The sequence below is a fragment of the Paenarthrobacter sp. RAF54_2 genome (genome assembly GCF_052113945.1).
Lineage (GTDB): Bacteria > Actinomycetota > Actinomycetes > Actinomycetales > Micrococcaceae > Arthrobacter.
In genome coordinates, this window is the sequence record NZ_JBFRDV010000028.1 from 37,592 (window position 1) to 53,859 (window position 16,268).

The 16,268-nt window shown below is 60.4% G+C and carries 14 protein-coding genes; 13 read left to right on the top strand and 1 reads right to left on the bottom strand.

Translation table 11 applies throughout. From position 1 onward, the window contains the following. Positions 1 to 38 precede the first annotated feature (38 nt). The 13 genes from AB4Y87_RS22050 to AB4Y87_RS22110 all read left to right on the top strand — a co-directional run bounded on the left by AB4Y87_RS22050 (position 39) and on the right by AB4Y87_RS22110 (position 14,829). Complete coding sequence (locus tag AB4Y87_RS22050) at positions 39 to 467, top strand: MarR family winged helix-turn-helix transcriptional regulator (protein WP_442006391.1); 429 nt, start codon at positions 39 to 41, stop codon at positions 465 to 467. A gap of 288 nt (positions 468 to 755) precedes the next feature. After that, positions 756 to 2,933: a 3-hydroxyacyl-CoA dehydrogenase NAD-binding domain-containing protein gene (locus tag AB4Y87_RS22055; protein ID WP_442006392.1), complete on the top strand. Its 2,178-nt coding sequence runs from the start codon at positions 756 to 758 to the stop codon at positions 2,931 to 2,933. A gap of 272 nt (positions 2,934 to 3,205) precedes the next feature. Further along, positions 3,206 to 3,988 carry a TetR/AcrR family transcriptional regulator gene (locus tag AB4Y87_RS22060; RefSeq protein ID WP_442006393.1) on the top strand — a complete coding sequence of 261 codons (783 nt, stop codon included), beginning with the start codon at positions 3,206 to 3,208 and terminating at the stop codon, positions 3,986 to 3,988. Continuing rightward, the gene (locus AB4Y87_RS22065; RefSeq protein WP_442006394.1) at positions 3,981 to 5,051 is read left to right on the top strand and encodes an acyl-CoA dehydrogenase family protein; all 1,071 of its coding nucleotides are present in this window, start codon (positions 3,981 to 3,983) and stop codon (positions 5,049 to 5,051) included. The genes AB4Y87_RS22060 and AB4Y87_RS22065 overlap by 8 nt, the downstream gene beginning before the upstream one ends. Continuing rightward, positions 5,048 to 6,193, top strand: a complete 1,146-nt coding sequence (locus AB4Y87_RS22070) for an acyl-CoA dehydrogenase family protein (protein WP_442006395.1) — start codon at positions 5,048 to 5,050, stop codon at positions 6,191 to 6,193. Before AB4Y87_RS22065 ends, AB4Y87_RS22070 begins: the two co-directional genes overlap by 4 nt. 136 nt (positions 6,194 to 6,329) lie before the next feature. After that, positions 6,330 to 7,127, top strand: coding sequence for an enoyl-CoA hydratase/isomerase family protein (locus AB4Y87_RS22075; protein WP_442006396.1), 798 nt, complete (start codon positions 6,330 to 6,332; stop codon positions 7,125 to 7,127). Positions 7,128 to 7,190: 63 nt separating this feature from the next. Then, positions 7,191 to 8,393, top strand: coding sequence for a CaiB/BaiF CoA transferase family protein (locus AB4Y87_RS22080; RefSeq protein ID WP_442006397.1), 1,203 nt, complete (start codon positions 7,191 to 7,193; stop codon positions 8,391 to 8,393). Positions 8,394 to 8,560: 167 nt separating this feature from the next. Next, a complete protein-coding gene (locus tag AB4Y87_RS22085) occupies positions 8,561 to 9,286 on the top strand; it encodes a nitroreductase (protein WP_442006398.1) in 726 nt (241 codons plus the stop codon). 120 nt (positions 9,287 to 9,406) lie between these two features. Then, a complete protein-coding gene (locus tag AB4Y87_RS22090) occupies positions 9,407 to 10,582 on the top strand; it encodes a thiolase family protein (protein ID WP_442006424.1) in 1,176 nt (391 codons plus the stop codon). Beyond that, the gene (locus AB4Y87_RS22095; RefSeq protein WP_442006399.1) at positions 10,582 to 11,334 is read left to right on the top strand and encodes an enoyl-CoA hydratase/isomerase family protein; all 753 of its coding nucleotides are present in this window, start codon (positions 10,582 to 10,584) and stop codon (positions 11,332 to 11,334) included. Before AB4Y87_RS22090 ends, AB4Y87_RS22095 begins: the two co-directional genes overlap by 1 nt. Positions 11,335 to 11,500: 166 nt before the next feature. After that, positions 11,501 to 12,274, top strand: coding sequence for an electron transfer flavoprotein subunit beta/FixA family protein (locus AB4Y87_RS22100; protein WP_442006400.1), 774 nt, complete (start codon positions 11,501 to 11,503; stop codon positions 12,272 to 12,274). Between the two features lie 51 nt (positions 12,275 to 12,325). Next, complete coding sequence (locus tag AB4Y87_RS22105; RefSeq protein WP_442006401.1) at positions 12,326 to 13,315, top strand: electron transfer flavoprotein subunit alpha/FixB family protein; 990 nt, start codon at positions 12,326 to 12,328, stop codon at positions 13,313 to 13,315. Between the two features lie 110 nt (positions 13,316 to 13,425). Next, on the top strand, positions 13,426 to 14,829 hold the full coding sequence (locus AB4Y87_RS22110) for a cytochrome b/b6 domain-containing protein (RefSeq protein ID WP_442006402.1): 1,404 nt from the start codon (positions 13,426 to 13,428) through the stop codon (positions 14,827 to 14,829). Positions 14,830 to 15,020: 191 nt separating this feature from the next. On the opposite strand, the gene AB4Y87_RS22115 is transcribed toward AB4Y87_RS22110, so the two are convergent. Beyond that, positions 15,021 to 16,004 (bottom strand): acyl-CoA thioesterase domain-containing protein, encoded by a 984-nt coding sequence (locus AB4Y87_RS22115; RefSeq protein ID WP_442006403.1) that lies wholly within the window; start codon positions 16,002 to 16,004, stop codon positions 15,021 to 15,023. Positions 16,005 to 16,268: the final 264 nt, after the last annotated feature.

Below are 16,268 nucleotides of genomic sequence, written 5' to 3' on the forward strand. Positions count from 1 at the left end.
AGCAAGCAGGTTGATCAAGTCGGTTGTATATTCGAGGCATGATTGACCAGAAGAAAATGACACACTCCTTCTTTGAGGCGCTGCACCCTCTACTGGCGCGCTTGAACGTAGAACGGACCCTCTCGCCTGGAAAGCTGGGCATTCTCAGATATCTGTCCGAGCACGGACGGGCCACCACTTCGGAACTTGCTGTGGCTGGACGGGTCAGCCCTCAGGGCATCTCGCTCGCTGCGCGGGAATTGGAACGGCTGCAGCTTGTGACGCGCGTACCTGATGACGTGGACCGTCGCCGGGTCTGGATCGAACTTACGCGGGAGGGCGGCGAAAAACTTTCTCAGGAGGTGTCTGTTGGGTACGGCTGGCTGGACCGGACAGTCAGCGAGCGCTTGACGCCGGAAGACCGCAGGGTGCTCGAGGCGGTCATTCCCGTTCTCAGAAAGCTGGCGTCCGAGGCGAGCAGCGACTGAGCCCTGGTACCGGATGCTCAGCTGAGAGAGTTCCGCCTCGGGCCTGGGCATGCGCCGGTCTAAATCTCGTCTTGCCAAAAACTGCAGTAATATCATAGTTGCTAAGCAAGTATTATATTCCCAAGGTGCGGAGACGCTAACGCAAGGTAGGCGCTCGTCCTCCCGGGCAATCCCCGCCGCACAAGTCGCCCACCGTGTTTCCCGGTGACCTCGCGATGCCCTGCTGTAGAGAGCCGATCTGACGGTGTCGGACCGCCACTACTGCCTCCCTCGACTAAGGAATGACATATGACAAACCCGACTCGCACGGAAGCTCAATCCGGTGATCCGGATGCCAAGCCCCTCGGCGGGCTCTCGCCCTATGTGCAATTGACAGAGGTCCAGCTGCCTGGAGCCGGCAACTTCGCGCTGATCACTCTGACCGGTGGTGACGGCAAGCCCGCCACCTTTAGCCCCGATTCGCTGCAGGCACTCCACGGGATGCTTGCGGAAGTCGCGAAGCGAGTCGACTCAGGACGCGTGGCTGGCGTTGGCATCACCGGCCAGAATCGCTTTTTTGTGGCCGGCGCAGACTTAAAGTCGCTGAAATGCGTGAAGGACCTGGAGTCGGCCCGAGCTGTTGCACGTCTGGGACATCAGGTGTTTGGCGCACTCGCGGCAATAAAAGTTCCAACTTTCGCCTTCATCAATGGCGCCGCCATAGGCGGTGGGCTGGAAGTCGCGTTGGCAGCGCGCTACCGTACAATTTCATCGGACGCGAAGGGGATATCTCTGCCCGAGGCCTACCTCGGCCTGGTGCCCGGCTGGGGCGGAGTGTACCGACTTCCCCGGCTCATCGGGCCCGCTAATGCGGTGAAGTTGATGATCGAGAACCCACTGGCTAACAACAAGGTTCTTGACGGCAGGTCAGCGTATGAGCTTGGTATTTCAGACACTGTATTCGACAGTCCCGATTTCCTGAGTCAGTCACTGGCCTGGGCTGACCGGGTTATTACCGATACGGCATTCCGGGAAGAACTTGACCGACGGCGGGCTTCGGTTGCCGGCTCCTCTCGGGAAGAATGGGATGCGGCCGTGGCTGCGGGTCGGGCCATCGTTGCATCCAGGACCTCCGATGCCTCACCTGCCCCTGCTCGTCTGCTGGATCTGCTCGAACTGGGGAGGAGTCTGGATCAGGCACAATCCGCGGATTTGGAAGTCAACGCACTCGGCGAACTGATCCTGACACCGCAGTTCAAGGATTCCGTGTATGCGTTTCTTGAACTTCTACAGCGTAGAGCCAAGAATCCGTCGAATGCGCCTGATCCGGCCCTGGCCCGCCCGATCAACAAGGTCGGAGTTGTCGGCGCTGGACTGATGGCCGGGCAGCTGGCCCTGCTGTTTGCCCGACAGCTGCAGGTACCCGTTGTGATGACGGACATCGACCAAGGCCGCGTAGATAGAGGTGTAGGTGACGTCCACGCCCAGGTGGACAAACTGTTCACCCGCAAACGCATCTCCCTGGACGACGCCGATCGCCTTAGAACCCTTATTAGCGGCTCGGTGTCCAAAACCGCCTTTGCCGACGCTGACTTTGTGATCGAGGCGGTCTTCGAAGAACTCTCTGTCAAGAAGCAGGTCCTCGCAGAAGTCGAGTCCGTCGTTTCCGAAAAGTGCGTTCTTGCCACCAATACGTCCTCGCTGCTGGTGACGGAGATGGCCGCAGACCTCCTGCACCCGGAACGCGTCATCGGGTTTCACTTTTTTAATCCGGTCGCCGCCATGCCCCTGCTGGAGGTTGTGCAGGCAGCCAAAACCAATGATGAAGCCTTGGCCACAGGGTTCGTCCTCGGTAGCACGCTGAAAAAGACCTCGGTGCTCATCCGTGATGCCACAGGATTTGTGGTCAACCGTGTACTACTGCGGCTGGTTGCGGAGGTCTTGAGGGCCTTTGACGCGGGCACCCCTGCTGACGTCGCCGACAAGGCACTCAAGCCCATGGGACTGCCAATGACGCCATTTCGGCTTTTGGCCATGATCGGTCTTCCTGTGGCGCAGCATGTTATCGAATCCCTCCATCTCGCCTTCGGCGACCGGTTCCCCATCTCGACTAATCTCCAGAGACTTATAGACCAAGGCATCACCTCGTTCTGGTCTGATGAATCCGATGGGAGCCCGCACATCCCACGGTCCACCTTGGAAATCCTGGAGTTCACTGACAGCCCTGCGACTTCGGAGCAACTGCTTGAACGTGTCCAGGACGCCTTGGCGCAAGAGATCGGGCTTCTACTTGACGAAGGAGTGGTCGCATCGGCGGAGGACGTGGACCTTTGCATGATCGCTGGCGCTGGCTGGCCGCTCCACCTCGGTGGTATCACTCCTTATTTGGACCGGACGGGCGCCTCCGAAAGAGTCAATGGCCAGCGGTTTCACCTGGACAAGCGGCAGGCCCAGCTGCAGAGCCCATCTTGCCCTGGGACCCCTTGAGACACTTTCGACGTCATAAGTGTTTTCTCGGGTTGCGGCGCCAACAATGTGAATGCCTGCTCAGGCCCACCAGGGACCGCGGGGGTTGGTGGAGCGGGGTTTGTCTGGCTCCCTTGATTCGCTTCTAAAAAGTCCACCGGACCAGGCGCTGCTTACCCAGCCGCATTCCGGGATCGGCTGCTAGATTCTTCTTTGATTGATAGTCGACAAATAAGTTCTTGATTGCTGACCAGTAAGTTGTTATGCTGCAAGGGCGTTCTAAGGAGTAAGACGTGCGCAAAGGGCAAGAAGTCGAAGAAGCAGCGGGATGGCCTTCACCCAGTTGGACTGTTCAAGAAGAGGCTGAGCTACGGCGGCAGACTGTCCGGGGAAGCAAACGCGTAGCAAGCAAAGAAACGCAGACCTCGCCGCCCCAACGCCGCACTCAGCAAGAGAGGCGCGAGGAAGCTGAGATGAGGCTTCTTGCGGCAGCGCGGACCCTGCTCTCGCGCAAAGGATGGGTCGGAATGACCTTGGCGGAGGTGGGCCTCACGGCTGGCTACAGCCGGGGACAAGCCGCGCACCACTTCGGCAGCAAAGGTGCGCTGTTGCGTGCCCTGACGCTGCACATCAATCGGTCGTTCGCGCAGGAGATGCAAGATGCGCCAAAGCCTCCTGCCGGCCTGCAGGCGGTTCTCGGCTATGTCCGCGTGTACCTGGGGCGTAGCGATCCGAAGTGGATAAACACCCGAACCCTCCTGTTGCTGCTGGCGGAGTCCTTGCTCGAAGACTCGGAGACGGCCGACGTAGTAGCGGTATACAACCGCGAAATGTTTGCCTGGCTGGAGGACAACCTTCGCATCGGAATTGAGCAGGGCGAGGTGCGCCGCGATATTAATCCAGCGCTCGGAGCTGAGTTCGTTGTGGGCGCGCTTCGTGGCCTTGCATCGCAACGTCTTATACAAGGTTCGCCGGAAGACATACGTGGAATTAAGGATCAGGTAGTGCGATTAGTCGAACACACGTTCGCAGCGCCCTCCGATCGCGAACAGAAGGAAGGAGCAAACGATGGATGATGAAACTCGCGAGATGCTCCATCAAACGGCAGCGAGCATTTTCGCTGAGGGACCCTCTGACTTATGGGAGGTCCTTAAAAGCGTTGGATTTGACAAGGCATTGGTGCCTGAAAGCAAGGGCGGCGTGGGCGTGAGCTGGGCAGTTGCCTGCGAGCTTCTGGCAATCGCAGGCAAGCACGCAGCTGCCGTGCCGATGGCCGAGGCAATGATTGGGCACTGGCTCGTTGATCTTGCAGGTGTTGAAGAGATGGAACTGCCGACTCTCGGCTTTTCGTCGCTCTCGGAACCGGTCCGGCTCACCCGCACGGGCGACGAATGGCACGTCGGCGGGGCACTTGTACGGGTGCCTTGGGGCAGTGCCTGCACACACATCGTATTCATTAGTGAGGGCCCGGAAGCCCAACTGATCGTAGTTGCCCGCGATGCATCGGGCGTCTCAATTACGCCCGGTCACAATCTCGCAGGGGAGCCGCGCGATGACATCGCCTTCGAAGGCGTAGTGCCGCATGCGGTGGTGCCTGCGCCGTTTGAATCGAATTCGCTGCAGGCGGTAGCTGCAATCACGCGCAGTGCTCTGATGGCAGGCGCCATCGAACGTGCTTTGACCCTGACTGTGGATTACGCCAACATGCGGGTCCAATTCGGCAGGCCGATTGGCAAGTTCCAAGCGGTCCAGCAGAACATTGCCGTACTTGCGACCCAGGCAGCAGCCGCGCGTGCAGCGACCGAAGCCGGGAGTGAGGCGATTGACGACTGGATCGCTGGCGAGAATGAGTCACTCATGCACAGCGTTGCAGTGGCAAGCGCGAAGATCCGCACTGGGGAAGCAGCCGGAGAAGCCGCTGCCATCGCACACCAGGTATTCGGGGCGATCGGCTTCACTGAGGAACACGAATTGCAGCGCTTCACGAAACGACTCTGGTCCTGGCGCGACGAATACGGCAGCGAAGCGTTCTGGGCCGACCTACTTGGGGAAAGCATCCTCATCAATGAATCTGAGAAGACCCTCTGGCGCACAGTTGCGCCGACGAGAAGCAGCCTCGACATAGGAGCGACGCGATGAGCAACCTGTCCTTTCCGCCACCGCGGCAGTCGGAGGTCGGCGAGCGGCTGCGAGCAGAGGTACGCGAGTTCCTGGACGATTTTGATTGGCGGGGCGACCCACATGCAGCCAGCGTTTTTGGTGGCTACGATCCTGAATTCAGCGAAGCGCTTGGCGCGCGCGGATGGATAGGGATGGGCTTTCCCCAGCGCTATGGCGGTGGCGGCTACGGCCTCGTTGAACGCTATGTGGTTATGGAAGAGCTGCTCGCCGCCCGGGCTCCGATCACTGCACACTCCATAGCCGACCGGCAGAGCGGCCAACTGCTGCTCCGGTTCGGCAGTGAGAGCCAGCGTGAAGAAATCCTGCCCCGCATCGCCGCCGGCAAGTCCTACTTCTGTATCGGCATGAGCGAGCCGGACTCTGGGTCGGACTTGGCTTCTGTACGCACCCGCGCCACGAAGGTGGACGGAGGCTGGCTCGTAAACGGGGCGAAGATCTGGACCACGAATGCACACCGCAGCCACTATATGATCCTGCTTTGCCGCACCTCGCCGGCAAGCCACGAGCGCCACGCGGGCCTGAGCCAGTTTCTGGTCGACATGAAGACGCCCGGAATCGTGTGCAGGCAGATCGTAAACATCGCTGGAGGGCAGGAGTTCAACGAAGTGCATCTACAGGATGCGTTTCTCCCGGACGAGGCGCTCATCGGCGTCGAAGGTGATGGATGGAAACAGGTGACGAGTGAGCTGGCGTTTGAACGCAGCGGGCCCGAGCGCTTCCTGTCGCATCTCAGTGTGTTGGAAGAATTCGTTCGTGTCGTGAAGAACCAACCGTCTGCTGTGGGAGCCAGGGCCCTCGGGCGCCTGGTGGCCCACCTCACCACGCTGCGGCGGATGTCGCGCAGTGTGGCTACGATGATCGCCGATGGTCAGGATGCCGCACTGCACGCCGCGCTGGTAAAAGACCTGGGCACCTGCTTCGAGCAGGAGATTCCCGAGATCCTGCGGCTCGCGCTGCAAGCCGAGCCAGACCCGGGCGCCGCTGACTCATATCGGGCGGCTTTGGCTTACGTGGTTTTGAACGCGCCCTCCTGCACGATCCGCGGCGGCACCAAAGAGGTGCTGCGCAGCATCGTTGCGAAGGGGTTGGGACTGCGATGAGAGGTGGCCCGCCACGAAGAAAAGGGTTTCACCGTCCAATGGACTTGAGCCAGGTCGGCCAACAACTACCCAAGGCGGGGCGTCAACGGAATGCCCGGGCATGACACAACGTAGCTAATTGAGAAGGGCAAAACGAATGTCTATAGAGCTGTCAACGGAGACGGACGAACTTCATCTGCAGCAGACCGAGCACGTCTTGTGGCTAAGGCTAAACCGGCCGCAGGCATTGAATGCGCTTACCGCGTCGCTTGTTGATGATCTAACCAAGGTCATTCAGGAGGCTGATGAAGATCCAGATGTGCGGGTTATTGTCCTCACTGGAACTGGTAGGGCTTTCTGTGCCGGCGCGGATTTGAAGGACAGTGCAAAGCGCAGTACCGAAGAGGGTGCTCGTTTTGTGAAGAAAATTGGTGAACTCACGAACCTCATCGAAGAGTGCACTAAACCTGTGATCGCGGCGATTAATGGTATCGCTATCGCCGGTGGTCTGGAATTGGTGCTGGCGTGCGACGTTGTGATCGCGGCGGAGGCGGCGGTCCTCGGCGACGCCCATTCAAATTACGCTATGTTCCCTGGGGCGGGCGCCACAGTGCGTTTGCCGCGCAAGATCGGCCTTAACAATGCCAAGTATCTGATGTTCACGGGCGATATGCCTAGCGCCCGCGAGTGGCTGGCGATGGGCTTGGTAAGCCAGGTCGTGCCTGGCGAAGGCCTAAATGACGCGGTATCGGCACTGGCCAGCAAGCTTGCCGGTAAAAGCCCGTTTGGGTTGGCAAAAATGAAGCAGGCGCTAAATGACTCTCTGGATCAGCCGGCACAAATCGGACTGCGCTACGAACGGGCGTTGGTAAACGTTTATAGCCACTCTGCCGATCGCGTAGAAGGGCTGGCGGCATTCCGGGAAAAGCGTCCTCCGCAGTTTCAGGGTAGATAGACGACGATGCGTCCCGGGCCGAGGCCCCTCACCTGCGTATTCAAGATTTGAGGAATGAGATCTATGGAACAGAACGTCAAAGGACCGTTGTCAGGCATACGAGTGATCGATGTCGGCACCATGGTCGCTGGACCCGTGGCTGCAACTCTGATGGCCGATTTCGGTGCTGAGGTGATCAAGGTCGAGCAACCCGGCAAGGGAGACACTTTGCGTCATATCGGCCCGAGTTTGGGCGATGGTGAGAGCTTGTGGTGGAACGTCGAGGGGCGCAACAAGAAGTCGATCACGCTGGACTTACGTCAACCCGAGGGGCAACGGATCCTGAAGGAGCTGGTGAAGAAAGCCGATGTCCTGGTGGAGAACTTTCGTCCAGGTACTTTGGAACGATGGAACCTTGCCTGGGAAGACCTAGAACAGGTGAACCCCGGGTTGGTAATGCTCAGCGTCTCCGGGTACGGACAAACTGGCCCATATGCCTCTCGAGCGGGCTATGACCGAATGGGTCTGGCGCTGGGCGGGGTGTTGAACGCGACAGGCTACCCGGATCGGGCTCCCGTGAAGGTTGGCGTTGCCATCGCTGACTACCAGACAGCGGTGCTTGCAGCTTTCGGGACGATGGTGGCCCTGTACAACAGGGACGTTGGCGGTGGTAAGGGCCAGCAGATCGACCTTTCGCTGTATGAAACGGTCTTCCGATTCACTGATGTGATGGTGACCGCGTTCGATAAGTTTGGCGACAGGCGCGAGCGCACAGGGAACCTTCATTTCGCGGCCGCGCCGGGGGACCACTTCGAAACGATCGATGGGCGCCACATCGTCCTGACAGTATCCTCGGACCGCATGTTCCGCCGCCTGTGCGAAGCAATACCGGAGCTGATCGGTGATGATCGGTTCACCACTCACGCGGATCGCATCTCCAACATCGAGGAGATAAATCGACTCGTGGGGGAGTGGATCAAGTCTCGGCCCATTCCGGAACTCTGTCAGATCCTCGATGAAAAGGGCCTGGCGTACTCTCTCATTTACTCGATCGAGGACATCGTTGTCGATCCGCAGTATCAAGCGCGGGGCACCATCGCCACCGTCGAGAATCCGCGGTACGGTGCGCTCAAAATGCCAGCACCGCAGCCGAGGCTGAACCGAACGCCAGCGCCTGCGATGCGACCAGCTCCCGAACTGGGATCGCATACGGACGAGGTTCTAAGTGAACTTATTGGTCTCTCGGCCGAGGAGATCGCAGGACTGCGCAAAGCGGGCACCGTCTAGGCGCAGGAACGGCACTGCGCTGCAAAAACGTTGGGAAGACTGCAGGTGAAGTTGCAGGGCGGTTCGGCCGGCGCGATGCTACCGCCGATCTGCCGGAGTCCACCTGATAGCCAATGAAGGCCTTCAGCAAGAACTACCGAAATCGAGACACTGCTAGGAGAAGTGCGTTGATATCATCACGCGTCACGACTGAAGTGCAGGACCCCGCGAGTGTGGAAGCTGCCATCGAGAGCCGCTTCTCGTGCCGGGCATTCCTTCCGGACAAATCCGTCGCCCGAAGCGACATCCAAGAAATATTACGCGTCGCCAGCCAATCCGCGTCCGGCACGAATACGCAACCGTGGAAGGTGTATGTGCTTCAGGGCGATCAGCGGGATAACCTTGTCCACCAAGTGTGCGCTGTGGACGACGCGGTCTTTTCTGATCCGGGCTTGGCCGAAAAGCACCGCGACAAGGTCGACTTCTACCCGGCTGAATGGGTCTCGCCGTACATCGACCGGCGTCGTCAAAACGGCTGGAGCTTGTATGACCTTCTCGGCATCGGCAGGGGCGAGAAGAACAAGATGCACGCTCAGCTACAGCGTAACTACCGCTTCTTTGATGCCCCCGTGGGGCTGATATTTACGGTCGATAAGGTCATGGGGCGAGGATCGCTCATCGATTACGGCATGTTCCTGCAGAACATCATGCTTATGGCCCGGGCTCGGGGCCTCCACACGTGCCCGCAGGCGGCTTGGAACTACTACGAGTCGACAATTAAGCCGATCATCGGCGCTGGTGCGGACGAAACGCTGGTTTGCGGTATGTCACTTGGCTACGCCGATGAGTCGGCGCCAGTGAACTCACTCGTGACGCCGCGGGAGACCGTGGATAGTTTCACCCAGTGGGTTTGAACTCGAAAGTCAAGTTCCTGATCAGTCGGGAAAATGCGACTTTTCCATCCTGGCAAGGGGCCCTTGGTCTTCACCGCCAAAGTCACACCAGCAATTCATCTTAAGAGCAACGGAGAACGAATCGTGGAGAAAATCATCGTCCTGGACGGTGCACGCACCCCTATTGGCAGCTTCGGAGGCATCTTCAAGGATGTTCCCGGCCATGTGTTGGGGGCGACGGCCAGCAGGGCAGCCCTGGAACGCGCCGATGTTACCGGCGACGACATCGACGAAGTCGTCATGGGTTGCATTGGCCAGGTGGGGGCCGACGCGTATAACGCGCGGCGAGTCGCTGTCACGGCGGGACTTCCAACGGGTGTTCCGGCCTACAACGTCAACCGGCTGTGCGGTTCCGGCTTGCAGGCAATCTGGTCGGCAGCCATGGAAATGCAGTGGAACCAGCTTGACTTCGCTCTGGCCGGCGGCAACGAGTCCATGACAAGGATGCCGTACTACGACTTCGGCGCGCGCCAAGGCTACCGCCTTGGCGACCGTTCCCTCAGCGATGGCACTCTCATGATGCTTACCGACCCCTTGCACGGCATCCACATGGGAGTCACTGCCGAGAACGTCGCCAGCAAATACAACGTCTCACGCCGGGAACAGGACGAGTTCGCTGTCGAATCACAACGCCGCGCCGCTACGCCCGAGGCCCAGGCAGCGTTCGCCGAGGAAATCACGCCAGTCAATGTCGCGGGTCGAAAGCCTTTCACAGCTGACAAGGATGAGCACCCCAAGCCTGAGACAAGCATGGAGACCTTGGCGGGATTGCGTCCTGCATTTGCCACTGGTGGGACAGTCACGGCCGGTAATGCATCGGGTATCAACGACGGCGCCGCCGCCGTCGTCCTTGCTCGCGAGTCCGTCGCTGCTCAGCGTGGCCTGAAGGGCTTGGTTAGTCTTGAGGCGGTGGCCACGGCCGCCATGGAACCCGAACTCATGGGGTACGCACCCACGCTGGCTCTGAGGTCCTTGTTCGAGAAGACCGGCACCACCCCGAAGGATATCGGTTCGATTGAACTGAACGAGGCATTTGCCTCACAGGCTGTCGCTGTCATCCGGGACGCCGACCTCGATCCGGCCCAGGTCAATCCCTACGGCGGAGCCATTGCCCTAGGGCATCCGGTCGGTGCCACCGGAGCGATCCTGACGCTGCGCCTTGCCAAGGACATGGCACGCCGGGATCTGGAACTCGGAATTGTCACCATGTGCATCGGTGGAGGACAGGCGCTCGCAGCACTCTTCCGGAGGATCTGATGTCAAAGCCCGTAACTTTAACTACGGTCGGCGGCGTCGGACACCTGCAGCTCAACCGCCCGGAGGCGGCCAACACTATAAATATGCCCTTAGCCGTAGCGCTCGGAGAGGCGGTTAGCCGGGTTGCGGAGGACGACGCGATTAAGGCAGTCTTGCTGACCGGCAACGGCAAGCGGTTCTGCGCCGGTGGAGACATTTCTGCGTTCACGGAGTCCCCAGACCAGGGGCGGTTCCTGACTGAATTGGCGGCCACGGTTGATGCGGCTGTGCAGGCTCTCGAATCTCTGGAGAAGCCCGTGGTGGCGGCTGTTCACGGGGCCGTTGCCGGTGGTGGGCTTGGTATCATGCTGGCCGCTGACGTGATCATCGCAGGGGAAGGTACAAGCTTTGTGTTTGCCTACCCCTCCATTGGCCTGACTCCCGACTGTGGCACTTCCGCCAGCTTGCCCCGCGCCATGGGGCTACACCGCGCACTGGCCTTTGCCCTATCCGGCCGGCCTTTGAATGCCAGTCAGGCGCTCGACCAGGGACTTGTTTCAGAGGTGGTCGTCGACCCGATGGACCGAGCGCAAGAGGTGGTCGCAGCTTGGGTTGCCGGGGCTCCGGGTGCGCTCGGCGATGTCCGAAGACTGTTGCGTCAGGGCCTCGGCCTCTCGCGCGCGGAGGTGGGTGCACGCGAGTCCGTGACTATCGGTGAGCGCATGGCCGCCGACGAGGCTCAGGTCCTCATTCCGGCATTCCTTGGTCGCTGACCGGTCGGCTGTGGCTTTCGTTTTCTGAAGGGCGAAACCGCACCACCTTTGCAATTCTGCACAGGCGATCTAACAAAATAGTTGTCGAGCAACTAGTATTTTTCGCTAACTCCCCGTAGATTGGGATATGAAAGCGAAAGCGTTAGCCCACCGAGGAGGGTTCTCCATGAAGATAGTTGTGTTGGCGAAGCAGGTACCGGACACCTGGTCCGATCGTAAAATCGACCTGGAATCCGGAATGCTGGACCGCGGTGCGTCCGAGTCTGTGCCGGACGAGATCAATGAACGGGCCTTGGAGAACGCCCTTCAACTAAAGGATTCGCGTAAAGATATCGAAATTGTGGTGGTCGCAATGGGGCCGGAGGACGCGGGCAAGAGCATTCGGAAGCTGTTGTCGATGGGCGCTGACTCCGCCGTTTTGGTCTCGGACGAGTCTTTGGCGGGTTCCGACATGGTGCAGACAGCGCGGGTGCTGGCTGCCGCCGTCGAAATGCTCGGAGGCGTGGATCTGGTCCTCGCCGGCAACGCGGCCACGGACGGTCGGGGTGGAATGGTTCCAGCAATGGTTGCCGAGATCCTCGGGTGGCCTGTACTCCCGGGACTTGATGAGGTCGTCATCGAACCCGACGCCGTCTCGGGCCGGGCGCAGGTGGACGGCGGTGCTCTTCGCTTGTCATCGGCCTTGCCGGCAGTGGTGTCTGTCACGGAGAAGTCCGCCGATGCCCGCTTTCCAAACTTCAAGGGAATTATGGCGGCAAAGAAGAAGCCGCTGGCGAATTGGTCGCTCAGTGATCTAGGAATCGCCGTAACTCCGGAAGTCGCATCGGTGATGGTCTCGGCGTCGGCCCGCCCAGCGAAGCAAGCCGGGCCGAAGGTTGTCGACGACGGCACCGCGGCTGCGCAGCTGGCCGAGTTCCTGGCGGCGAACCGCCTCATCTGAACATGAGCGGACCCTACTGACACAGAAGTTAAACAGCTGAAGGAAAACACCATGCCATATACCGGAAACGTTCTGGTCCTGATCGAGACCAACCGGGAGGGGTCGCCGAAGTCCACTGCCGCTGGCCTGCTTAGGTTGGCTGCCGACCTCGGCAAGCCCGTTGCTGTGGCGGTTACTGCCCCGGGCCGGTCCGGGGACCTAGTCGCTGAATTGGGGACCTTGGGCGCGGCCAATGTGTACCTGGCCGAATCGGAGAGTGCCGCCACCGAATTGGGGTCCGCGCTGGTCGGTGCCCTGGCAGACGCCGTACATACGTATGGGGCGGGCTTGGTGTTGGTACCGGCGACGAACGATTCCAACGCTGTGGCAGGTCGGCTCGCAATTGTGGCTGGCGGTTCTGTAGCCGCTGACGCGGTCGCGGTTCGCTTCGACGAGGAGAGCCAGGAGCTCATAGCTACCCACTCAATTTTCGGCGGCGACTTCACGACCGAGTCGACCGTGGAAGGTGGCCTAATGGTAGTTACAGTGCGTCCGGGCTCCATCGAGGGCGTGGCAGAAGCCGTCCCCTCTCCTTCGGTCACGATCGCTCAGATATCAACCACGACGGCGACTGGGGCCACGGTCGATGAGGTCAGCGAGGCTGCGGCGAAGGCAGGCAGGCCGATGTTGAGAGGGGCGAAGAACGTCGTCTCCGGCGGGCGCGGTGTTGGTTCGAAGGAGGCGTTCAGCGTGGTGGAGGAACTAGCCGACGTGCTGGGTGCCGCTGTGGGTGCCTCGCGTGCCGCCGTTGATGCCGGGTACGTGCCGCAGTCCTACCAGGTGGGTCAAACTGGCGTTACGGTGACCCCCCAACTCTATGTGGCGCTGGGAATCTCAGGGGCCATCCAGCACCGGGCTGGCATGCAGACTTCCAAAACGATCGTTGCCATCAACAAGGACGAGGATGCTCCGATTTTCGACGTCGCGGATTTCGGCATCGTCGGGGATGTGTTCACAGTGGTCCCACAGCTGATCGAAGAGATCAACAACCGACGCAGCTGACCCCGGTGCCGGGCAGTCCGCTACCCAGTGAGGACCATGAGCAATGGTCTGACGGAGGCCTTCCGGCCATTTGAACCCGAAGTTGATACCCAGGCAAAGGACCGAGATCTATGACTAGCGAGCGAGACCCCAGCCAGGCACCCAGACGGCGCCGCATGGCAGGATACACGCCGCTAGCGCCCGAGCGCACCGATGCCGGGCCCGTGTCTGCAGAGCGCGTACAGACGCATGTGCAGCAGCCGGGCGATTCGCTGGCTGTAGAGGCGGCCGTGACATGGCCGCYGGAAACCAGTGATGATGTCACTGCGTTGATCAACAAAGAGCAGCTTCAGGGAATGGACTTGCCAGCGGAGCGGGCGCTACAGGAAAGCGAGCAATCGAAGTCCGCCGCTGATCATACTCCTGTACGCAAGCGCCGGATGGGCACTGCCCCTCACTCGGCGGAAGGGGAGGGGGTCTCGCGACCATCGATTGATTCTGCGCTACGGGGCGGTTCTGGTGCCACTCCGACGGGTTGTTTGCCGCCGCCAGCCAAAGCGACTTCTTCGACTCGCCTCCTCGACACGGAGGGAGCCGCCCGGGGCGGTGCCGTCAGTAAGGCGAACGTGGCTGGCCCGGCATGGCGGAAGCCCGCCGTCGCTGCCGTCGTATTGATAATTGTGGGCCTACTGGTGGTGTTCGGCGCGCGCTGGCTGCGCACCCTTGAGGGTGTGCAGCAGTTCGTTGTGTCTTATAGTGGGCACGCCTGGCAGCCGGAGGGCGCTCCAGTCGGAATCCCGGCATGGCTAGGCTGGCAGCACTTTCTCAATATGTTCTTCATCGTGTTGATTGCCCGCACCGGCCTTCAGGTGCGTACGGAGCGTAAGCCTCCCGGCTACTGGACGGCGAAGAAGAACTCGTTCTTCTCCCCGAAGGGCAACAGCCCCAAAAAGGTATCACTGTCCCAATGGCTGCACCAGACTCTGGATGTGCTCTGGGTGGCGAACGGGGTAATCTTCGTCGCTCTGCTATTTGTCAGCGGGCACTGGACACGGATCGTACCGATGAGTTGGGACATCTTCCCAAACATGCTCTCAGCAGCACTCCAGTATGCCTCGCTGGACTGGCCGGCCGAAAACGGCTGGGTGCACTACAACGCACTGCAGGTGATGGCCTACTTCCTCACGGTGTTCATCGCCGCTCCGTTGGCGGTTCTGACAGGCGTCCGGATGTCGACTTGGTGGCCCGAACGTGCTCGACGCCTCACGATGATATTTCCGGTGGAATGGGCGCGGGCATGGCATTTTCCGGTGATGCTGTACTTCGTTGCGTTTACGGTGGTGCATGTGTTCCTGGTGTTCTTCACTGGAGCCTTACAGAACCTAAACCACATGTACGGCAACCGGGACGTGGTGGACTGGTGGGGCCTTGTCATCTTCCTGATCTCGCTATTGGTCATCGCCGCAGCCTGGTTCCTGACCAAACCGTTGTTCACCACACCCATCGCAAACCGTATGGGCAAGGTCACCAAATAGTCCAACGAACTCCAGCCCGATGGAGTGAAGCATGGGTAGGAATCACCGCTGATCCCTGCGTGACCTGCAGGAACAAACCCAATAACAGGCCGCTCAAAGACCATTTCCGGTTGGGACCTCCCGTTCGGAAGACGCCCGGTGCGCTGACGTCCAGAGTCACCGGCACTGTTCGCCTGGTCACTCTGGGTCGGTCAGCGGGCCGGACGGAAGAGTGCGTGGGCTTGTGCGACTGGCTTGGTTTCGAAGGCCTTGTCAAGGTTCTCTCGCCGAGCAGTTTCTGAGCCACGTGATGCCGGGTTCCATGGAGTTGTACGGATGCTGAACAGTTCCACGTCCACGCTGCACAGGGAGCGGCCTGCATGTCGGATTCGTGCGCGTGTAGCAATCGGTCCAGTGGACGGGCGCAGAAACACCATCCGAAGGGACTGGAGATCGAAATGATCAGGAGCCGGAGTGGCCGCATGGGCAGCGAGTCCCGCCATCATGGTCATGGCCCCTCCGTGAACGGTCCCATTGCGATTCATAAACTCATCGACCGCAGGGAAATCCGGTCCCCGAAGGAAACCTTCGGCATTCGCTGGCTTCCCGCCCGCAGGGCTCGAGGCCGGACTACGCATGCCAAGCAGCCTGTCCAACGTGACGTCGGATTCGGGTCCCAAGGGCAGCGCGCCCATACGGTTAAAATGGTCAAGTGCCCCGGCAGGGGTGGGTCCGACTGTTTGAAACCAGCCAACGGCATGTACGTGCTCCCTGCCGTCCGGCCCACGGAGACTACCAAAGGACACGCCTCCCCTCGGATCTACGAAGCCGCTTCTGGTCCAAGCCTCCAGTACTGTGCCGTCAGCAGGTAGCGGGGCCAGGAAGTTCAGTTGCAGCTCCGTCGTGACCATCCAAGTAAGGTCCGGGGCGGCGGCGCGGATAGAAGTTGCGAGAGTTTGGTCCAACAGGGAGGCGGCCGTCAACCCCGTTGGGCGCCCCTCATGGTCCAGGCACCAAACTCCAGTGACCATGGAACCGGTGCATTCGGGTACCGCGCCGTCAACGGCGCCACGCAGCCGGGTTCGCATGAGCCGCTCGACGCGCCCCGACGTGGGCGCCACAGCACCGCGGGAAGCTGCGGTGCGGGGGTCGGCGGGCGGGGAGGACTTGTGCATACCCGGAGTTGAAGGAGCCATTCCACGAACATATCGCAGTCTTCGCTATGCCTGAATCCGTTTAGCAATCTATGAGCCCTCGAGCGTCCGGCTGGTCTCTGCCGCAAAACCTCCCAGTCGAACTTGGTCCGCCCGCTCGTTAAAGACTTGATTGTTGATCAGTAAGTGCTATTCTGCTTGCATAGTACCGCTTTCAAGCCAGTCAGCACGCTGGCAAGCGAGGCGATTAGTCCACGGGGTTGCTAGCTCGCCGGCTCCGAGGGTCGGCAACCTGAGTTGCAAGGG